This window comes from Mesorhizobium qingshengii, assembly GCF_027563465.1.
Lineage (GTDB): Bacteria > Pseudomonadota > Alphaproteobacteria > Rhizobiales > Rhizobiaceae > Mesorhizobium > Mesorhizobium qingshengii_A.
Genome location: NZ_JAPFQA010000011.1, coordinates 170,382 through 190,859, shown reverse-complemented (window position 1 = coordinate 190,859; position 20,478 = coordinate 170,382). Strand labels below are relative to the sequence as shown.

The 20,478-nt window shown below is 64.2% G+C and carries 19 protein-coding genes and 1 pseudogene; 9 read left to right on the top strand and 11 right to left on the bottom strand.

What is annotated here, in order from left to right; all coding sequences use genetic code 11:
* The 4 genes and pseudogenes from OOJ09_RS22570 to OOJ09_RS22555 all read left to right on the top strand — a co-directional run.
* Window positions 1–121 (top strand): annotated as a pseudogene (locus OOJ09_RS22570) (sulfate ABC transporter ATP-binding protein); the annotation flags it as partial.
* A 229-nt stretch (window positions 122–350) separates the two neighbouring features.
* Entirely contained in the window at window positions 351–1,337 is a 987-nt protein-coding gene (locus tag OOJ09_RS22565; protein WP_269907314.1) for a sulfate ABC transporter substrate-binding protein, read from the top strand.
* 257 nt (window positions 1,338–1,594) lie between these two features.
* Window positions 1,595–2,044 carry an RrF2 family transcriptional regulator gene (locus OOJ09_RS22560; RefSeq protein WP_013530871.1) on the top strand — a complete coding sequence of 150 codons (450 nt, stop codon included), beginning with the start codon at window positions 1,595–1,597 and terminating at the stop codon, window positions 2,042–2,044.
* Window positions 2,045–2,127: 83 nt separating this feature from the next.
* Window positions 2,128–3,276 (top strand): hypothetical protein, encoded by a 1,149-nt coding sequence (locus OOJ09_RS22555; protein ID WP_269907313.1) that lies wholly within the window; start codon window positions 2,128–2,130, stop codon window positions 3,274–3,276.
* Here OOJ09_RS22555 and OOJ09_RS22550 read toward each other — a convergent pair.
* From OOJ09_RS22550 to OOJ09_RS22510, 9 genes are all read right to left on the bottom strand, one after another.
* Window positions 3,271–3,819 (bottom strand): gluconokinase, encoded by a 549-nt coding sequence (locus OOJ09_RS22550; RefSeq protein WP_269907312.1) that lies wholly within the window; start codon window positions 3,817–3,819, stop codon window positions 3,271–3,273. The genes OOJ09_RS22555 and OOJ09_RS22550 overlap by 6 nt on opposite strands.
* A 2-nt stretch (window positions 3,820–3,821) precedes the next feature.
* On the bottom strand, window positions 3,822–4,808 hold the full coding sequence (locus OOJ09_RS22545; protein ID WP_269907311.1) for an ABC transporter permease: 987 nt from the start codon (window positions 4,806–4,808) through the stop codon (window positions 3,822–3,824).
* A complete protein-coding gene (locus OOJ09_RS22540; RefSeq protein ID WP_269907310.1) occupies window positions 4,805–5,785 on the bottom strand; it encodes an ABC transporter permease in 981 nt (326 codons plus the stop codon). Before OOJ09_RS22540 ends, OOJ09_RS22545 begins: the two co-directional genes overlap by 4 nt.
* On the bottom strand, window positions 5,782–7,329 hold the full coding sequence (locus OOJ09_RS22535) for a sugar ABC transporter ATP-binding protein (RefSeq protein ID WP_269907309.1): 1,548 nt from the start codon (window positions 7,327–7,329) through the stop codon (window positions 5,782–5,784). Before OOJ09_RS22535 ends, OOJ09_RS22540 begins: the two co-directional genes overlap by 4 nt.
* A 77-nt stretch (window positions 7,330–7,406) precedes the next feature.
* The gene (locus OOJ09_RS22530) at window positions 7,407–8,534 is read right to left on the bottom strand and encodes a sugar ABC transporter substrate-binding protein (RefSeq protein WP_269907308.1); all 1,128 of its coding nucleotides are present in this window, start codon (window positions 8,532–8,534) and stop codon (window positions 7,407–7,409) included.
* A 301-nt stretch (window positions 8,535–8,835) separates the two neighbouring features.
* Window positions 8,836–9,864, bottom strand: coding sequence for a LacI family DNA-binding transcriptional regulator (locus tag OOJ09_RS22525; RefSeq protein ID WP_269907307.1), 1,029 nt, complete (start codon window positions 9,862–9,864; stop codon window positions 8,836–8,838).
* 138 nt (window positions 9,865–10,002) lie between these two features.
* Window positions 10,003–11,256 carry an MFS transporter gene (locus OOJ09_RS22520; protein ID WP_269907306.1) on the bottom strand — a complete coding sequence of 418 codons (1,254 nt, stop codon included), beginning with the start codon at window positions 11,254–11,256 and terminating at the stop codon, window positions 10,003–10,005.
* 181 nt (window positions 11,257–11,437) lie between these two features.
* Window positions 11,438–12,214 (bottom strand): FadR/GntR family transcriptional regulator, encoded by a 777-nt coding sequence (locus OOJ09_RS22515; RefSeq protein ID WP_269907324.1) that lies wholly within the window; start codon window positions 12,212–12,214, stop codon window positions 11,438–11,440.
* A 103-nt stretch (window positions 12,215–12,317) separates the two neighbouring features.
* Window positions 12,318–13,214 (bottom strand): NAD-dependent epimerase/dehydratase family protein, encoded by an 897-nt coding sequence (locus tag OOJ09_RS22510; RefSeq protein WP_269907305.1) that lies wholly within the window; start codon window positions 13,212–13,214, stop codon window positions 12,318–12,320.
* Between the two features lie 154 nt (window positions 13,215–13,368).
* On the opposite strand from OOJ09_RS22510, the gene OOJ09_RS22505 reads away from it, so the two are divergent.
* Window positions 13,369–14,307: an NAD(P)-dependent oxidoreductase gene (locus OOJ09_RS22505; protein WP_269907304.1), complete on the top strand. Its 939-nt coding sequence runs from the start codon at window positions 13,369–13,371 to the stop codon at window positions 14,305–14,307.
* 24 nt (window positions 14,308–14,331) lie between these two features.
* On the opposite strand, the gene OOJ09_RS22500 is transcribed toward OOJ09_RS22505, so the two are convergent.
* Both OOJ09_RS22500 and OOJ09_RS22495 read right to left on the bottom strand, forming a co-directional pair.
* Window positions 14,332–15,114: a FadR/GntR family transcriptional regulator gene (locus OOJ09_RS22500; RefSeq protein WP_269907303.1), complete on the bottom strand. Its 783-nt coding sequence runs from the start codon at window positions 15,112–15,114 to the stop codon at window positions 14,332–14,334.
* A gap of 183 nt (window positions 15,115–15,297) precedes the next feature.
* A complete protein-coding gene (locus OOJ09_RS22495) occupies window positions 15,298–16,287 on the bottom strand; it encodes a substrate-binding domain-containing protein (protein ID WP_269907302.1) in 990 nt (329 codons plus the stop codon).
* A gap of 462 nt (window positions 16,288–16,749) precedes the next feature.
* On the opposite strand from OOJ09_RS22495, the gene OOJ09_RS22490 reads away from it, so the two are divergent.
* The 4 genes from OOJ09_RS22490 to OOJ09_RS22475 all read left to right on the top strand — a co-directional run bounded on the left by OOJ09_RS22490 (window position 16,750) and on the right by OOJ09_RS22475 (window position 20,307).
* Window positions 16,750–17,490, top strand: coding sequence for an ATP-binding cassette domain-containing protein (locus OOJ09_RS22490; protein WP_269907301.1), 741 nt, complete (start codon window positions 16,750–16,752; stop codon window positions 17,488–17,490).
* Between the two features lie 31 nt (window positions 17,491–17,521).
* A complete protein-coding gene (locus OOJ09_RS22485; RefSeq protein ID WP_269907300.1) occupies window positions 17,522–18,520 on the top strand; it encodes an ABC transporter permease in 999 nt (332 codons plus the stop codon).
* Between the two features lie 13 nt (window positions 18,521–18,533).
* A complete protein-coding gene (locus OOJ09_RS22480; protein ID WP_269907299.1) occupies window positions 18,534–19,301 on the top strand; it encodes an SDR family oxidoreductase in 768 nt (255 codons plus the stop codon).
* A gap of 178 nt (window positions 19,302–19,479) precedes the next feature.
* On the top strand, window positions 19,480–20,307 hold the full coding sequence (locus tag OOJ09_RS22475) for an AraC family transcriptional regulator (protein ID WP_269907298.1): 828 nt from the start codon (window positions 19,480–19,482) through the stop codon (window positions 20,305–20,307).
* Window positions 20,308–20,478: the final 171 nt, after the last annotated feature.

Below are 20,478 nucleotides of genomic sequence, written 5' to 3'. Positions count from 1 at the left end.
GCTCGAAATCGGCGGCGACCGCCAGCGGGTCGAGATCGAACTGCCCGTCGACCATCCCGCCGCACAGAAAAGCCGCGTCGCCTTCCGGCCAGGCCGATGGAAGCTCTTCCCGGCCGCTTGATCTCTCAGCCGGCCCATCGCTTCCAGAAGGATTGTGCGCGCAAGGGGCGTCATTGCGCCGGCCGGGGGCCTCGAAAAGACTTCAACTGGAAGGAAATCCTAACAACCGGCTGCTTCGGCGATGTCTTTTCTCGCGCCATGGCCACGGAACCGCCGAGTGTGCCTCGTCGCGCGCCATGCATCACGACTATCTTCGGGCCATAAACGCATTGCATCCGGAGCCGATTTTCATGAAGCGATTTCTCCTTGGCGTTGCCACCGTCGCCGGCCTGTTCCTCGCATCCTCCCAAGCCTGGTCGGCCGACAAACTGCTCAACGCTTCCTATGATGTCGGCCGCGAACTGTTCGTTCAGGTCAACAAGGCCTTCATAGCAGGCCATCCGGGCGTCACCGTCGACCAGTCGCATGCCGGCACCTCGGCGCAGGCACGCGCCATCGCCGAGGGCCTTGGCGCCGATGTCGTCACTTTCAACCAGGTCACCGACATCGACTTCCTGGTCAAGAAAGGTCTCGTCTCCGCCGACTGGCAGAAGGATTTCCCCGACAACGCCTCGCCTTTCTATTCGCTGCCGTCCTTCCTGGTTCGCGCCGGCAATCCCAAGCACATCAAGGACTGGAACGATCTCGTGCGCGACGACGTGCAGGTGATCTTCCCCAACCCGAAAACCTCGGGCAATGCGCGCTACACCTATCTGGCGGCAACCGCCTACGCCAAGGAAGCCTTCAAGGGCGACGACGCCAAGGTGAAGGAATTCATCACCAAGCTGTTCAACAACGTGCCGATCTTCGACACCGGCGGCCGCGCCGCGACCACCACCTTCGTGCAGCGCGAGATCGGCGACGTGCTGATCACCTTCGAGTCGGAGACACGCGGCATCCGCAAGGAATATGGCGATGACAAGTTCGAGCAGGTCACGCCTTCGGTCAGCCTGCTGGCCGAGTTCCCGGTGGCGATCGTCGACAAGGTCGCTGACGAGCACGGCACCCGCGATCTCGCCAAGACCTATCTCGACTTCCTCTACACGCCTGAAGGCCAGGACATCCTCGCCCAGAACGGCAACCGGGTCCGTGACGCAGCCGTCGCCGCCAAATACAAGGCCCAGTTTCCCGATGTCCGCCTGCTGACGGTGGAAGACGTCTTCGGCGGCTGGGACAAGATCCAGAAGGAGCATTTCGCCGCCGGCGGCCTGCTCGACCAGACCTACGGCAGCCGCTGACATCGGCAACATCCGCGATCAGCGAGGAAGCCGGCGCTTTGCCGGCTTTTTTTCGCTCCATATGCCGGAAACCCGGTTTCGATCGAAATATCGGCGTCATCCGTGCAAGACGTTACAAAGAATCAACGCGTTTGTGCCTAATGTGCCATCGGACGGCTTGTTTTTGGCGAAACATCATCGTGTGATCAAAGCGTCATCATTTGCACACAAACAGCCGCCAGAGGCGAGTGGTTGGGGCTTTATGGGTTGACTCGGGCATGCTGACGAAAAAAGGCAAATACGGCCTCAAGGCCCTCGTGCATCTGTCTGGCCTGCCGGCCGGCCAACTCGCATTCGTCAATGACATCGCGGTCGCCAACAACATCCCGAAAAAATTCCTGGATGCCATCCTTGGCGAGTTGCGCAACGCAGGCTTCGTACAGAGCCGCAAGGGCAAGGAGGGCGGCTACCGCCTCGCCCGGCCAGCTTCCGAAATCAAGATCGGCCATGTCGTGCGCGTGCTTGACGGGCCGCTGGCGCCGATCCCATGCGCCAGCCGCACGCAGTATCAGCGCTGCGAGGACTGCGACGAGGCGACCTGCCAGGTCCGGCACATGATGCTGGAGGTGCGCCAGGCGATCGCCGAGGTGCTGGACAATCGCAGCCTCGCCGCCATGCGCGATGCCGACAATGATGATTTCCCGGTCGAGCTGACGTCACAAATCTAGGCCATCGCGCAGCGTTCGCCGTCGCAAGGTTGCGCGGCCCATGCCGACGCGGTACAGCGGGTTTCGAAGAACAGGATAGACCGATGAGGCTGTCGTGGTTCGCAAAATTCCGCAACCGCAAGCTGCCATCGGCAGCCACCTTCCGTACTGAAATCATCGCCGACGTCTTCGCCCCCGACCATGCCGAGGATGTCCGCTTCTTCAGCCGCAAGCTGGTCCGCCCTGGCAGGCTTCGCCGTTTCTCGAACAGGGATCTTCGCGAAAGCCTGCTGTCGGTCTTCTATATCGCGGTGGCGGCGGCGCTGCCGGTGCGCTGGTGGGCACCGGTCTGCGACCGGGTGTCGAGGTTTCGCCTCAAGCGCCATATGCTCAAGGAATTTCTGGACTATGCCGCCGCCACACGCGCGGTGCTTGGCGACGGCATCGATCCGCGCAAGCTGTTCGAGGCGTTGCTGGCGGCACGCCATCGCCGCCACCTGCAGCTGGCCGCGCATCTGGTCCCTGGCCGCTGGTCGCCGACGATCCGCCTGGAGGGGCTCGACGGGCTGCGGTCAGCTTTGCTGCGCGGCCAAGGCGCCATCCTCTGGTGCGATCAGTTCACCGCCCAGACTATCATCGGCAAGCGCGCCCTGCACGAAGCCGGTGTCCAAGCGCATCAGGTGAGCGTCAACACGCACGGTGTTTCCGAAACGGCATTCGGCCGGCGCTTCCTGAACCCGCCGCTGGTCAATGTCGAGAACCGGTTCCTCAAAAGTCGGATCGTCTTCGACCGCGACGGCGCCTACCAGGTCACGATCCGCATCCAGAAGATCCTGAAGGAAAATGGTGTGGTGATGATGACCAACACCATCCATGCCGGCTCGACCTTCGCAGAGATCGCCATGGGCGAAAACGGCTGGACGCACCTCGCCTCGGCACCGGCGAATTTCGCCGCCAGGGGCAAGACAGCGATGTTTGCCATGTCGACTTTCGAAGTGGTTCCCTTCCATGAATACCTGGCCGTCCTGAGCCAGGAGCTGGTGCCGGCGCCATCGACTGTCTCGGCAGCGGGCATGGCCAGGGACGGTGCCAAGAGCATGGCGTTGCAGGCGCGTTACATCCTGCTCAAGCGCGACCGCCTGCTCGAGGCCCTGAAGCTTTACCCCGAGCAGATGATGTCGTGGTCCCGCCACCAGCGGCAGACCGAGCGCCAGGACAGCACCGGCCTCGGCACTGATGATGAAGGCTCATGACCGGTGTATCCAACGGACCGCGGCGGCGACGAGTTCGCTGACCGGGCGCGTCGCGTCGAGCGTCAAGGCCCGCTCATCCACCGCCGGCGGCTCGAGGATGGCGAACTGGCTGTCGACAAGGCTCGCCGGCATGAAATGGCCCTTGCGCTTGCCGACACGCCGCCGCGCGGTGGCAGGGTCGATCTCCAGATAGAGGAAGACGATATCCTGCCGGAAGCCGCTCAAACGCGTGCGATAGCTGCGCTTCAGCGCCGAGCAGGCGGCAACCACCCCTTGCCCCTGCCCCGCCAGCGTCGCGATGCGCCCGCCGATCGCGTCGAGCCAGCCTTCGCGCAATTGATCGGTGAGCGGCTCGCCGCTTGCCATGCGGGCGACGTTTTCGGCTGGATGCAGCCTGTCGCCCTCGACGAACACGGCGCCCAGCGCGGCCGCCAGCGCGGTGCCGACGGCTGACTTGCCGCAGCCAGCGACACCCATCACCACGATGGCCGGAGGCACCGGACCGGGAGCGCCCGTCGGCGCCTTTGCTGGCTTTTCGTCCACTGTCAGCGGCTTGCTGGCGCGCGGCCGTAGAGCAACAGCATGGCGACGATGACGACGCCATAGATGATCTGCCGCCCCGCCTCCGGCATCTGCATGACTGAAAGAATGGACTGCAGCAGCGTGATCAGGATGACGCCGGCGACGGTGCCGAGATAGGAGCCGCGCCCGCCAAGGATCGAGGTGCCGCCAAGCACGACGGCCGCGATCGACGGCAGGAGATAGGCGTCCCCCATCGACTGCGCCGCCTTGGAGGCATAGCCGGCCAGCAGCACGCCGCCAAAGGCCGACAGGCCGCCGGAGACGGCGAAGGCGATCATCACCACACGCCGCGTGTCGATGCCCGAGAGATAGGCGGCTCGCTCGCGGTTGCCAATGCCGTACACGGCGCGCCCGAAGCTGGTGCGGGTCAGCACGAACACCATCGCAGCACCGATCAGCGCCCAGATGATGACTGAGTTCGGCACGCCCGGAATGGCGAAGCCGGTCGCCAGATAGCGCATCGCGCCCGTCGCTGAATCCTGTGGCGAGAAGCCGCCGGTGTAGACCACCATAAGCCCTTGCGCGACGGCGTTGGTGGCCAGCGTGATGATCATCGAGGGGATGCGCAGATAGGCCACGCCGACGCCGTTGACGACGCCGATCAGCACGCCGCAGAAGATGCCGAACGGGATCGCCAGCGCCACGCCGGCCGGACCATAGGCGGCGGCCGCGCAGGCCATCATCGCACCCGCAGCCACCGACCACGGCACCGACAGGTCGATCTGGCCAAGCAGGATGACCAGCATCATGCCGGTGGCGATGACGCCGAGGAACGATGCCACCTTGAGCTGTTGCAGCAGATACTCAGGCGACAGGAAGCTGCGCGAATAGAGGCTGCCGAGAAACAGCAGCAGCGCGATGCAGGCAAAGGCGGTGACGACAGCCGGATCGGCGCGGCGGATGAATTTCGGCATGCGCCCTGCAATACCGCCAATGGTCGTCTCGCTCACAGGAACCACTCCAGCCGGTTGCGGACCCTGAACAGGGCGAAGGCGCCAAGGCTGACCGCGACCAAAAGGATAACCCCCTGGAACAAAGGCTGCCAGAGCGGATCGAAATCGAAGACGAACAGGAGGTCGCCGATGGTGCGGAAGGCGAGCGCGCCGAAGATGGCGCCGATGGCGCTGCCCTTGCCGCCGAACAGCGAGACGCCGCCAAGCACCACGGCGGCGATCGAGAACAGCGTGTAGGCGTTGCCGCTGGCATAGGCCGCATCGCCCGTATAGGTGAAGAAGGTCAGGAACAGTCCGCCGATCGCCGCCAGCAATCCGGCCAGGGCATAGGCTGCGAACTTGCCGCGCCGGATCGGCACGCCGGACATGTAGGCCGCGGTTTCCGATGATCCCGCCGCATACGCGGCGCGGCCCAGCACCGAGCGGCTGAATGGCACCCAGATCACCAGCACGATGGCAAGCAGGGCAACAAGGCTCGCCGGCACCACGTCGAACACGCGGCCCGTCAGCGCATCGGCCAGAGTCTCATTGACGGAACCGCCGGGGAATGGCCGCAGCAACAGGCCGATGCCGTAATAGACGGCCCCGGTGGCAATGGTGGCGACGATCGGCTGCAGCCGCCCATAGATGACGATGGCGCCATTGATCGCCCCGCAAAGCAGGCCGACCGCCAGCACGGCGATGACGCCGAGCGTCGTCTGTATCGGCGTGCCCACCACCAGCCAGGAAGCCAGGCAGTTGGTCAAAAGGAAGATCATGCCGACGGACAAGTCGATGCCGGCGGTGATCACCACCAGCGTCTGCGCCATGGCGACGAAAGCGAGCAGCACGCCCTTGTTCGCCGCCGTCTGCACGACATTGGCGGTGAAGCCCGCCGGATGGTTCGAGGTGTAGATGGCGAACATGGCGATGAAGATGCCGAGCGCCAGCAACGTCCCGCGCTGTTCGGCCAGCCAGTAGCGCCAATCCTTCACGCGTCCGCTCCCTGGCTCACCGGGCTCTCCTCGCCATGGATGTTGAGCGCGCTGGCGATCAGCGCCCGCTCGGTGATCTCGGCGCCGATCAGTTCGCGCTTGACCGCCCCGTCATAGAGCACAAGCACGCGATCGCAGCAGCCGATCAGCTCGTCATAGTCGGTCGAATAGAACAGGATCGCGGCACCGGCGTCGGCGAGCTTGCGCATCAGCAGATAGAGCTCCTGTTTGGTGCCGACGTCGATGCCGCGCGTTGGATCGTTGAGCAGGATGATGCGCGGCTGCCGCATCAACCATTTGGCGATCACCACCTTCTGCTGGTTGCCGCCCGACAGCGCGCCGACGGGAATGTCAAGGCCCGCCGTCTTGATCGCAAGCAGGCCGACCATGTCGTCGATCAGCCGCTGCTCGGCGGCGCGGTCGATGACGCCGGCTTTCGACAGCCTGTCGAGGGCGGCGAAGGACAGGTTTTCGCGCACCGTCATCGGCAGCATCAGGCCTTCGGTCTTGCGGTCCTCGGGAATGAGCGCCATGCCGATGCTATCTTCCCGCGCGGCCGCCGGGCTGGCGATGGCGACCGGCTTGCCGTCGATGAGGATCTGGCCCGACAGCCCGCGCAGTACGCCGAAGAAGGCCAGCAGCAACTCGCGCTGGCCCTGACCGTCGAGGCCACCGAGGCCGACCACCTCGCCGGCCCTGACGGTCAGCGAGATGTCGTGCAGCCGGTCCGCCCAGGAGAGCTTGCGGGCTTCGAGCACCGGCGCGGCGGTGGCGGGTGCCGCCGCCGGCTTGGGCGGAAAGATGTGGCTGTATTCGCGGCCGATCATCAACTCGACCACTTCATTGTCGCTCTTCGAGCCAGCCGGATAGCTGGCGACGTTACGGCCGTTGCGGAACACTGTGCACTGGTCGGCCAGTTCGGCGATCTCATTCATGCGGTGCGAAATATAGAGCAGCGCCAGCCCCTCGGAGCGCAGCCGCTTCAGCACTGCGAAGATCTTCGAGACGTCCGCCGCCGTCAGCGCCGAGGTCGCCTCGTCGAGAATGAGGATGCGTGGCTTGCGTGCCAGCGCCTTGGCGATCTCGACCATCTGCCGGCGCGACAGCGGCAGGTCCTTGACCAGCGCCAGCGGATGGATGTCGGCAGCACCCGCGCGCGCCAGCGCCTCTTCCGCGATGCGGCGCTGCGCCTTGCGGTCGATCATGCCGAAGCGTTTCGGCGGGTCGGAAATGACGATGTTGTCGGCGACGCTGAGTTCGGGAACCAGCGAAAGCTCCTGGAAGATGCAGACGATGCCGGCCTTGTTCGCCGCACCGGGTGAAGCGAAGGTCACCTCGCGCCCGTCCAGCATCATACGGCCCTCGTCGGGCGCCACGACACCGGCCATGACCTTGATCAGCGTCGATTTGCCGGCGCCGTTTTCGCCGAGGATGGCATGGATGCTGCCGGCCGAGACCGACAGATCGGCCTTCTCCAGCGCGCGCACGCCTCCATAGCGCTTGGATATGCCTTCCATGCGCAAGAGCGGAACCGCGCCGTCCATCAGCCCTCCCAGGCATTTGCGATTGACTTCAGGCAGCCGATGCCGCGGGTTTTCTCCCGCGGCATCGGCTGGTCAGACTATTTGTTTTCCTTGGTCTGGCCCATGATCTCCTGCGCGGTGAAATTGATGCCGCAGGTCGGGAAGGAGTTGCCGACGAAGAAATTGTCGGACTGGTCGGGGAAGAAATCCTGGCCTTCCTTGAAGTTCGGGTCCTCGACAATGGCGAGCGGCAGCTTCACCGATTGCGGCACGACATTGCCCTCGAGCGCGGCAATCGCTGTCTTGATGGCAACCGCCACCTGGGCGGGGCCGGTGCCGGCCGAAGAGCACTTCAATCCGTCGCCGGCATGCGCGGCACAGAATTTGCGGAAGCCGTTTTCGGTCTCGCCGCCGAACGGAACGAACGGATGCTTGGCATCGATCATCGCCTGCACGATGCCGGTATCGCCGCCTTGCCCGGTGATGCCGTCGAAGGGTCCGTTGGTGGCGATCGCGTCGGCCGTCGCTTTCTGGGCCACGCCATCGTCCCACTTGCCGACGACCTCGGTGACGTCCCATTTCTTGCCGGACGCGTCGAAGACCTCATGGATGCCGGCGTGACGGTCCTTATCGACGGAAGTGCCGGCAACGCCGCGTACCTCGAGCACCTTGCCGCCATTCGGCACATGCGAGACCAGCCACTTGCCCCACAATTCGCCAAGGCCCTTCTGGTCGACATTAACGTTGATGGCGTCCTTGGTGTCGAGGATGTTGTCGAAGGCGACCAGCACGACGCCGGCTTCCTTGGCGCGCTTGATGACCGGCCCGAACGCGGTCGGATTCTGTGCGTTGACGACGATCGCGTCAAAGCCGGAATCGATGAAATTGTTGATTGCGGAGATCTGCGCCGGCACATCTTCGCCAGTCGATACGACCTTGAATTCCTTCAGCTTCGCGGCAACGTCCTTCTGTGCCGCATAGGCCTTGGCGGTCTGCACCATCTGGATACGCCAGGTGTTGGCGATATAGCCGTTGGCAAGCGCGATGCGATACGGGCCGTCCTTCTTGGGAAACTTGAAGAACTGCGTGTCGGCTGCCCACGGTGCGAAGCAATCCGGCTCGGCGGCCGGGCCCTTGACGACTTCCGGGCCCGCGGCGATCGCCGACGAGCTCAACATGACGAATGCAGTGGCGGCAACGATGCCACCAACAAGTGACTTGATCATCGATATTCCTCCCAGTTGCAGTTCTGATTGTTGTTTCGCTTTGCGAAGTCTCGCGCGATGGGCCGGCACCTCCTGCCTTGCCAAGCACGTTTTGGTCGCCGGTGATGGCCGACCCGGTCCCTCCCCTCGTCGCCGCCAGCATGGCGAAAACTATCATATTATACATAATAAACAAGAATTAGTTGTCACTTATGTATAATAAACAGGCGCTACCCTCCACTTTTCACACCTGTTCAACCGGGATGGTAGCGCTACCAAATTGGCCTGTAAACCGGCATTCGCACAGTCGCTTCTGTGTGTTTCAACGAGCGGAGCTCTCGCGGCGCTTGAGCTCGAAGCCAAGGTCGACGACCCGTTGTTCCGGCCTGTTGCCGGCGATCGCCGCCAGCGCCATGGCGACCGCGCGCCTGCCGATCTCATAGCGGTGGGTGCGGACGCTGGTGATCGAGGGGAACGCCACCTGCATCATGTCGAGGTCGTTGAAGCCGACGATGCCGATCGTCTTCGGCACGTCGATCGAGGCGCGATGGCATTCGAACAGCACGCCGAGCGCGATGTCGTCATTGTTGCAGAACACCGCGTCGAGCGTCGGCACCTTGGCCAGCGCGTCGCGGAACAGTTCGCGCCCGAGCGACACGCTGGACGGCACCGGCGTGGTGGTGACAAGGCGCGGGTCGAACAGGCCTGCGACCTCCATCGCCGCGCGATAGCCCGCCAGGCGCCGCTGCGAGCGCGGGTCCATGCGCGCGCCGATGAAGCCGATCCGGCGGTAACCCGCCTCGATCAGATGTTCGGTCGCCGCCCTGCCGCCATCGAGATGCGAGAAGCCGACCATCATGTCGACCGGATCGGGCCCGGTCTCCATGACCTGAACCACGGGGCAGCCGGCATTCTCCAGCAATTTCCGCGAGGTTGGCGTCTGGTCGATGCCGGCCACGATCAGCGCTGCCGGCCGTTGCGGCGCGAACACCTGCAGCAGCCGCTCTTCCTCGAGGCCGGAATAATGGGTGTTGCCAAGCTGGATGCGGAACGGGCTGTCCGACAGGCTGTCATAGATGCCGCGCACCACCTCGGCAAAGACGTTGTTGGTAAGCGACGGCACCAGCACGCCGAACACCTCGGCGCGCGCCGACGCCAGCGCCCGCGCATTCGGGTCCGGCACATAGCCGAGTTCGTCGACGGCTGCCTGGATCTGGCGGCGCAGCTCTTCCGAGACACGCTCCGGCTCGCGCAAGGCGCGCGACACGGTTATGGCGCCGACGCCGGCCTTGCGCGCCACATCGGCAATCGTGGGACGGCCGCCGCCGCGGCGTGAGCGCGGCTTGATCAAGGGCGCACTCCACGCGGCAGGCCCGTGCCGCCACGCACTCGCGAAACCAAGTTCAGCGTCTTTGCCACTGTCGCCATGCCAAACCGGCCTGTTGCCGCACCCACCCGGCTTCTGGGGTCGCGCAGCCTTGGATGGTTGTCAAGCCGCGCTGTTCCCTGGCGATATGGCCATCACGGCGGTGCTGCGCCTTGCCCTCCACACCAACAGCCCGATCGCCAACAGGTTCAGCACATTCCAGGCGATGCCGTTGAGGAAGGCCGCGGCATAGGAGCCGGTCAGGTCGTAGATCCAGCCCGACATCCAGCCGCCGATCGCCATGCCGAAGATGGTGGCCATCATGACGATGCCGATACGCTGGCCGGCCTCCTTGGCTGGCATGTAGTCGCGCACGATGATCGCGTAACAAGGCACGATGCCGCCTTGCGACAGGCCGAACACCAGCGACACGACATAGAGTGAGGCGAGCCCGTCGAAGGGAATGTAGAACAGCAACGACAGGCACTGCAGCACCGAACCGATCAGCAGCGTCTTCACGCCGCCGATGCGGTCGGCAATGAAGCCGGACGCCAACCGACTGACGACGCCGCCCGCCATCATGATCGACAGCATGTCGGCGCCGTGCGCCACGCCGTAGCCGAGATCCATGCAATAGGCGACGATATGCACCTGTGGCATCGACATCGCCACGCAGCAACCGAGGCCGGCGACGACCAGCAGCACCTGCAAGGCCGCCGGCGACAGCGAGATCGGCTGTACCGGCCGGCTCCCCGGTGAACCGGCGGCGGCCGCCTCCGGAGCGCCGCGCCGCAGCATCAGCACCAGCGGCACCATGGTCACCAGGCAGAAGACGCCGATGGCCGCGTAGGTGAAGCGCCAGCCTTCCGCCTTCATCAGCGTCGGCATGATGGTCGGCCAGATCGCTCCGGCAAGGTAATTGCCGGCCGCCGCCGCAGTCACCGCGACACCGCGCCGGCGGTTGAACCAGTGCGAGATATCGGCGATCAGCGGCCCGAAGATCACCGATGTGCCGACACCGATCAGCACCCCCTGGGCAAGGGTGAACTGCAGGATCGAGGTCGACAGCGCCGCGAGCAGGAGGCCGGCGACGAGCGCGACCGAGGAGAGCAGCGCCGGGATCCAGTAGCCCATACGGTCGATGGCGCGGCCGATCAGCACGTTGCCGGCGGCAAAGCCGACCATGGTCGCGGTGTAGGGCATGGAGGCCGCGGCGCGATCAACGCCGAACTCGGCCTGCACGGCGGGCAGCACCACGACCACCGCCCACATGCCGACGGCGCCGATCGTCGCCAGCAACATCGAGATGGCAAGCCGCATCCAGGCGTAGGTGCTGTCGATGCCGGGGCTCGTCTGGCTGGTATCGGTTCGGGTCAAGGTGTTTCCTGTCGGCGGTCTCGAAAACCGGCTGCCGTTTGCGCCACTATCGGCGCATTCGCCGCGCGCAGCAGCGCCACGGCGGGCAAATCCGTGGCTCCAGACGTCCCACGGGGATCCGCGCCGGCCATGGCAAAGCAATCGTCGAGGAACTGCACCGCTTCTGGGGCTGGATATCGGCTTACCTGGATCGGATGACGCCGTCGGTGTTGGCGAGCAGCTTGCGCACCGCGTTGCGCGCCGCGTCCGGGCGCTGCAGCCGGATGTTCTTTTCGATCGCCTCATGCAGCTTTTGCGCATGATTGAGATCGTCAACGGCCCGGGTGGTGAACGCGAACAGATGATCGAACGCGGATTCGATCAGCACGCCGAGCGGCACCAGAAGATCGTTGCCGGAGGCGCGCAGGATCGCCAGATGGAACCGGGTGTCGGCGCGGGTGCGCTCCTGCAGGCTTGCCGCCTCGCCCATCTCGCGGCAGGCCTGGCTGATCTCGGCCATCTGCTCGTCGGTCCGCCGCATGGCGGCAAACGCGGCCGCTTCCGGCTCGATGATGTGGCGAAACTCCTGCACGGTCTTCAGGAACACTTCGCGGTCCGGCGAGGTCGCGTACCAGGCGAGCACATCGCGGTCGAGGAGATTCCAGCGCTCCTTAGGCTCGACCCAGCTGCCGATCTTGGGGCGCGAGGCCAAAAGGCTCTTGGCCATCAGCATCTTGATCGCCTCGCGCACCGCCGAACGGCTGACGCTGAAGGTCTCCGACCATTTGGCTTCATTGGGCAGGATGGTGCCGGGCGGATAGTCGCCGCGCACGATCCTCAGACCAATCTCGCTGGCCAGCGAGGTATGCACGCTGGCGCCCGGAATGCGCGCCGCGTCGGGCCGGCGAACACCGGTCTGGCGCTCGGCGGCCGCCGCTTTCGACGGCGATTTTTCCTTGTTCGGCTTCGCGTCCCGCATGGGCACCAGAAAGTCCGGTTTGGGCAAGCTGTCAAGCGCGGCAAGCGGGTTGGGCCGCAAAGCCGGCCGCTGTGCACAATTCAACCCCGATTTACTCCTGCGCTCAGGCGGCCTTGACGTATTTGCGCCAGCTATGCTCCGGGCGGAAGCCGAGCATGTCGCGCGCCTTGCGGTTCGACAGCAGGGTCTCGTATTCGCCGAGCTCGCCCTTGACCGGCACGCTTGGGTAGAACCGCTTCAGGAGTTCGGCCGTCGGCAGGTCGGACGAGGTGTCGTCATTGGCGGCGTTGAACACCTGGTAGCCAAGGCCATCCTTCTCGACGGCGCGCAGCGTGATCTGGCCGAGGTCGCGCGCGTCGACATAGCTCCAGGCGATGCGCTTGCGGAAACCGGGATCGGCGAACCATTTCGGAAACAGCTGGTATTCATGCGGCTCGATGACGTTGCCAATGCGCAAGGCATAGATGTCGGTGCCATTGCGCTGCGCGAAGGCACGGGCCGTCTTCTCGTTGACGATCTTGGACAGCGCGTAGCTGTCCATCGGGTCGACGTCATACTCCTCGTCGAGCGGGAAATATTTGGGGTCGCGCGGCTCGTTGGCGAAGACGAGCCCATAGGTCGTCTCGCTGGAGGCGATGACAACCTTGCGGATGCCGAGCTTCACCGCCGCCTCGATGACATTGTAGGTGCCGAGCGCGTTGATGCGGAACACTTCATTGTCGGGTGTGATCATGATGCGCGGGATGGCGGCGAAATGCACCACGGCATCGACCGGCTGGGCGCGCAGCGACGGGTCGAACTCATGCAGGCCCATATAGCTCGACAGCGCGTTGAACACCTGGCCGCTGTCGGTGATGTCGGTGATCAGCGTGCGCACCTTGGGATTGTCGAGCGGCTTGGTGTCGATGTTGAGCACCTGGCAACCCTGCTCGACCAGATATTGCACGACATGTCGCCCCGCCTTGCCGCTGCCGCCGGTGAACATGATCCGTTTCGCCATTTTGCTCTCCACATCCTCTGAGATTTATGTGTATTGTCAGACAATAAGGCATTCCGCAACCACCTGCCACCGCCTGCGGCAAAAACCCGCCTGAACCCCTCGCCCGCGAAATGGCAGCGCTGAATATCAATCATTGCAAACAGGACGACATGACATGAACACGACCGCCGCGAGCGAAAAGATCGGCTTCATCGGCCTTGGCCTGATGGGACACGGGATCGCCAAGAACATCGTCGACAAGGGCTACAGCCTGACCTTTCTCGGCCGCAAGAACCGCAAGCCGGCGGAGGACCTGCTTGGCCGGGGCGCCGCGGAAGCGGCCACCTCGCGCGACGTGGCAGTGGCATCCGACATCGTCTTCATCTGCGTCACGGGCTCACGCGAGGTCGAGGCCATCATTCGCGGTCCCGGAGGCCTCAAGGAGGGCTTGAAGAAAGGCTCGGTCGTCGTCGACTGCTCGACCTCCGATCCGGTCTCGACGGTGGCGATTGCCGCCGAGCTCAAGGCGCTCGGCATCGACTATGTCGATGCGCCGCTGAGCCGCACGCCGAAGGAAGCCTGGGAAGGCACGCTCGATGCCATGGTCGGCGCGCCGGACGCGGTCTTTGCGCGGCTGAAGCCGGTGCTCGAAACCTGGGCTGGACGCATCGTCCATATCGGCGACACCGGCGACGGCCACCGCATGAAGCTGCTCAACAACTTCATTTCGCTGGGCTACGCCGCGATCTATTCCGAGGCGCTGGCGCTGGCTGAGAAGGTCGGCATCTCGCCGCCGCGCTTCGACAGCGTCATCCGCAACGGCCGCATGGATTGCGGCTTCTATCAGACCTTCATGCGCTGGACGCTGGAGGGCGACCGCGACGCCCACAAATTCTCCATCGCCAACGCCTTCAAGGACCTGACCTATCTCGAATCGATGGCGGGCGCCGCCGGCATTGCCAACCCGCTCGGCAATGCCACCAAGAATTCCTTCGCCGGCGCTTTTGCCGCCGGTCCGGCGGAGCAGTTCGTGCCGATGCTGGCCACGCACATCGCCAAGGTCAACGGCGTCGACCTGATGCCGACCAAGGATGGCAAGAAACAGACGATTTGAGGGATCGCCAAGCGCGGGCGCCAATCACCGTCTTGACCGTCCTATGCCGTCGTCGGTGTTGGCCAGCAGCTTGTGCACGGCGCTGCGCGCGGCTGCCGGACGTCGCAGGCGGATGTTCTTCTCGATCGCCTCGTGCAGCTTCTGTGCCTGGCGCTGATCGCCGACCTGTTGCGTCGTGAACGCGAAGAGATGGTCGAGCGCCGATTCGATCAGCACACCGAGAGGCACCAGAAGGTCGTTGCCGGAGGCGCGCAGGATGGCGAGATGGAACCGCGTGTCGGCGCGGATGCGCTCCGGCAGGCTCAATGCCTCGCCCATCTCGCGGCAGGCCAGGCTGATCTCGGCCATCTGCTCGTCGCTGTGCCGCATGGCGGCGAAGGCCGATGCTTCCGGTTCGATGATGTGGCGGAACTCCTGCACGGTGCGCAGGAAAGCCTCACGGTCGGGCGCTGTCGCGTACCAGGCCAGCACGTCGCGATCGAGCAGGTTCCAGCGCTCTTTCGGTTCGACCCAGCTGCCGATCTTGGGGCGTGACGCCAAAAGGCTCTTGGCCATCAGCATCTTGATGGCTTCGCGCACCGCTGACCGGCTGACATTGAAGGTTTGCGCCCATTTGGCCTCGTTGGGCAGGATCGTGCCGGGCGGGTAGTCGCCACGCACGATTCTCAGGCCAATCTCGCTTGCCAGCGAGGCATGGACGCTCGCTCCAGGCACATGCGCCGCACCGGCAGTGCGCACCGCGGCCGGATGGCGACTGGTTTGCGCCCTGGTCCGGCTGGCCCGCTTCTTTGACTTTTCGTCCGGCATCCACGTTCCAATACGTCGGCCGTCTGTCGTCCGGAATGGTTCCGAACCTGCGCGGCGCGCCGATCTCGTTGCCGAAAAATCCAAACCCTGGGCGCGCCAAAGCCGGAGCCTGTTGCCCCAACCATTGCGTCCCGCTCAGGAATTGACGGGACGCCCGTTGCCGAGCGCCCCGAGATCGAGAACCTACTTCTGGATGCAGGTGTCGGCCGTGTCCTTGGTGCATTCATCGAGACCGGTGAACACCGGATCCGCGACCTTGGTGCCCTTGATCAGATCAATCATCACCGACGGTGCCTTGTAGCCCATTTCGAACGGCCGCTGGCCGACCAGAGCGGTGACAAGGCCATCCTTGGCGATCGCCACCTCGTCGCCGATCGTGTCGGCGGCTCCGATGACGAAGTCGTTGCTGGCCAGCTTGTCCTTCAGCGGCCCGATCAGATCGCGATAGGGCTGCGGTGCGCCGAACAGCGGCCAGCCGCCCATGATGCCGAATGCATCGAGCTTGGGATTGGCGGCGAGGATGTCGGTCATCGCCTGCACGCCCTTGGCGCCGTCGTCATTGGTGAACACCGGGCAGCCGGCGACTTCGGTCCAGCCGCCTTCGCCGGCAAGTGCCGCGAGGCCTTCCTTGCCCGTCAGCGCGTCGCGCATGCCTTGCGCGCGGCGCAGGATGTTGTCGGCCGCCGGGTTGCCCTCGATGGTGCAGATCGTGCCGCCATTCGGCTTGGCCTTCTTGATGTATTCGCCGATCTTGTGGCCCATCAGGTAATTGTCGGTGCCGAGATAGGTCTTGCGCAAAGCCGCGTCGGCCTTGGCCAGGTCGGCGTCGACGGTCATGATCGGGATCGTCGGGTTGGCGGTCTTGATCGTCTGCGCGATCAGCGGCGCGTTGGACGGCGAAATCGCCATCGCCACGGTGTCGGCCTTGCTCAGCATATCCTGGACGATCTGCGCCTCGCCGGCTTCGTCGGAAGTCGACGCCGGACCGGTGTAGAAGCATTCATATTCCGAGCTGGCGTTTTCCTTGTTCCATTTCTCGCAGCCCTGGTGGATGGCTTCGAAGAACGGATTGTCGAGACCTTTCACCACAATGACGAGCTGTTTCTTGGCCAATGCCGGCCCGGCGCCAAGCGCCATCATGGCGGCGGCGGCGAGCAAAAGTGATTTCCTCATTTCAGTCCTCCCTTGAAACAGACGGACACGGCGTGCCCGCCACACAAATCGACCGGACGCGTGATGACAGAGGTTCGTTTCGCGAGCGCTCGTGTCGCCAAGACAGATCGATAAGCATTTCCAGATGCGGCTTTGGACCGGCTCAGACACCGCCGGAACCTCGACCGATAAACCTCCGCCGATTCCACCCGGCGAACCGCCGGCGGGGATCGGCATAATCTCCTCCGATGCTTAGCTAATATCGGCTCGCCGCCAACGTCAATGCTATTTGTCCTACAAAACTGATTTTTGAAATGTCCCAACCTTGATTCGTCCGACAATTGATTGACGCGCGCCGGCTTTTGCGTAAAAGAACGCTAACGCTGTTTCCGGGAGGAGCTGGGGAGAGCGAGGCCAAAGCAGCGCCGGCATCCACGCCGGGAACAGCGGCAGGTCGCAAAGCACGGGGAGGCTAGAAGGCTGGTGGCGGTTCTCGAACTCACCAACATATCGAAGCATTTCGGCGCCATCCAGGCGGTCAACGACGTGTCGTTGTCGATCGAGCCCGGCCAGGTGGTCGGCCTGATGGGCGACAACGGCGCCGGCAAGTCGACGCTGGTCAAGATGATCGCCGGCAATTTCCGCCCGAGCCACGGCGCCATGCAAATGGACGGCAAGGAACTGATCCTGCACAAGCCGGTGGAGGCGCGCCAGCACGGCATCGAGATCGTCCATCAGGACCTCGCCCTGTGCAACAACCTGACCGCGGCGGCGAATGTCTATCTCGGGCGCGAGCTGCGCAAGGGCGTTGGCCCGTTCCGCATTCTCGACTACGCCGCGATGTACAAGCGCGCCGGCCAGATCTTCGCCGAGCTGAAATCCGAGACCCGCCCGCGCGACCTCGTCAAGCAGATGTCCGGCGGCCAGCGCCAGGCGGTGGCGATCGCCCGTACCATGCTGTCGCAAGCCAAGATCGTGCTGATGGACGAGCCGACGGCGGCGATCTCGGTGCGGCAGGTGGCGGAAGTGCTCAACCTCATCCGCCATCTGCGCGACCAGGGCATCGCCGTCGTACTGATCAGCCACCGCATGCCCGACGTCTTCACCGTCGCCGATCGCGTCATCGTCATGCGGCGCGGCCGCAAGGTCGCCGACAAGACGATCGCGTTGAGTTCGCCCGAGGAAGTCACCGGACTGATCACCGGCGCCATCGAACAGGTTTGATTGCACGTTTCATCAGCAGATAAGGTCGATAATGGCAGCCACCCTTGACCAGACGATCGCACAGAAACAGCACACCTTGCTGTCGAGGGTGTTCGCCAGCCAGACCTTCTGGGTGGTGATCGCCGTCATCCTCGCCTGCCTGTTCCTGTCGTTCGCCACCGATGCCTTCGCCACCTCGAAGAACCTCTACAACATCACCCGCAACGTCACCTTCGTCGCCATCGTCGCGCTCGGCATGACCTTCGTCATCATCACCGGCGGCATCGACCTGTCGGTCGGCTCGGTGCTGTGCCTGTCGTCGATGGTGCTGGCCATCACCATGCATGCCGGCTACTCGATCGAGGTTGGCATCCTGGCCTCGATCGCCACCGCGCTCGCCATCGGCGCCTTCAACGGCATCCTGATCGCCTATCTCGGCTTTCCACCCTTCGTGGTGACGCTCGGCATGCTGTCGATCGCCCGCAGCCTGGCCATGGTCGCCTCCAACAACACAGTCGTCTTCCAGTTCGGACCCGACCACGACAAACTGCTGTCGCTGGGCGGCGGCGCCTGGCTGTTCGGCATCGCCAATCCGGTGCTCTACACCATCGTGCTGGCGCTGATCACCGGCTTCATCCTGCGCTGGACCAAGTTCGGCCGGCACATCTTCGCCATCGGCGGCAACGAGCATGCGGCGACGCTGACTGGCGTACCCGTGCGCCAGATCAAGGTTGCGGTCTATATGATCTCGGCGCTGTCGGCGGGCATCGCCGGCATCATCGAAACCGGCTGGCTCGGCGCCGTCACCACCAACATCGGCACCGGCATGGAGCTGCAGGTGATTGCCGCCACCGTTATCGGCGGCGCCAACCTTGCCGGCGGCGTCGGCACCGCCTTCGGCGCCATCGTCGGTGCGGCCCTCATCGAAGTGATCCGCAACAGCCTCGGCCTGCTCGGCATCAACGCCTTCTGGCAAGGCGTGTTCATCGGCGGCGCCATTCTGCTGGCGGTGTTGTTCGACCGCATCCGCAATTTCCGCCGCAGCGACTAGGCCGAAACGCTCCATGGCAAACTCCCTGTTCAGTCTCGAGGGCCGGTTGGCTCTTGTGACCGGCTCCGGCCAGGGCATAGGCTTCGCCCTGGCGCGCGGCCTCGCCGAACACGGGGCGGCCGTGGTGCTCAACGGCCGCGACCGCGCCAGGATCGACAGCGCCGTCGAAAAGCTGCGCGATACCGGCTTCAAGGCGCATGCCTCGGTCTTCGATGTCACCGATTTTCAGGCGGTGAACGCTGACGTCGCCCGCATCGAGGCCGAGATCGGCGCTATCGACATCCTCGTCAACAATGCCGGCATACAGTTCCGCGCTCCGCTCGAGGACTTTCCCGAGGAACAATGGGAGCGGCTGTTCAGAACCAACGTGTCGGGCGCCTTCCACGCCGGCAAGGCCGTCGCCCGCCACATGATCCCGCGGGGCAAGGGCAAGATCATCAACATCGGCTCGGTGCAGAGCGAACTGGCCCGGCCGAACATCGCGCCCTACACCGCGACCAAGGGCGCGATCCGCAACCTGACAAGAGGCATGTGCACCGACTGGGCGAAACACGGCCTGCAGATCAATGCCATCGCGCCCGGCTATTTCCGCACCGAGATGAACCAGGCGTTGGTCGACAATCCGGAGTTTTCCGCCTGGCTGGAAAAACGCACGCCGGCCGGGCGTTGGGGCAATGTCGACGAGCTGATCGGCGCCGCCGTGTTCCTGGCCTCCGATGCATCGTCCTTCGTCAACGGGCACACACTCTATGTCGACGGCGGCATGACGGCCTCGGTTTGAGAGGCGACTTGCTCCCGGGCGCTATTCGTTCCGGTACCTATCGCTCAGTCTGAAAATCCTCTGTCATGGCCTGCTGCGGGTGTTCGTATGGCGACTCCGCCTTGACGCGCGCCCGAACCCGGCCGCACAATCCCACTGCAGGCGAAGGGAGGCCAGTCGTCTGCGGGAGGATATACCCATGACGGAAGCGATCAGGCTCTACTGGGGCCGGTTCGGACATGTTTCTGTCCTCAATGTCGCAAGCGACTTCGTCACCCACGCCCATGGCGAGGCACATCTGATCATCTGGCTGGAAGGCACCGCCGGCGAGATGACCATCGGCCGTGAGACTGTACGGCTCGGACCCCGCACCGCCGCCGGCATCAACTCCTTCCAGCCGCACAGCCACGTCCTGTCGCAGAATGGCACGCCGGGCCTGTTCCTCGCTTTCTACATCGATCCGGACTGGGCTCGCCGCCGCCGCGACCTGCCTTCATCCGCGCCGTTGTTCTCGCAGGCGGCAATCAACCTCGAGCCGTGGCTGCACCAGGCCGCCGCCAACCTGCTCGATCATCTCAGCGACAATGAGAGCGTCGACGATGTCGCCAACTATGAGATCGAACGCTTCATCGACAGCCTGCTCGATGCCGCCGACGCCTCGGCGCCGCAAGAGGCCCGCGTCCGCATAAACACCATGCAGGATTTCCGCGTCCGCAAGGCAATCCAGCTGATGAGGGCCAACGTCTGCGAGCGCATCTGCTTCGACGAGGTGGCGCGCAGCGTCGGCCTGTCGCGGCCGCACTTCTTCGCCCTGTTCAAGGAACAGACAAACCTGACGCCCAATGTCTACTGGAACACGCTGCGCATGGAAGAAGCGGTGCGGCAGTTGCAATGGTCGCAGGAGCCGCTGATCTCGGTCGCCTGCAATCTCGGCTTCACCACCCAGGGCAATTTCTCGCGCTTCTTCCGCGACCATGTCGGCGTGCCGCCGACGCTTTATCGCGAGGCGGCGCGGGCGATCGCCTGAACCACCTGCCCGCCACCTTTTTCAGACTCCCACCGTATTGCCGACATCGAATGCAGTCGGGAAGCGATTTCTCATTTGCGCCCTCTCCGAACGTGCGGGATAGCCATCAGGACCGTCGCGTATCGACCCGGAGCGGAAGCTCGTTTGCGTTCGGCCGAATTGCCGAGCATC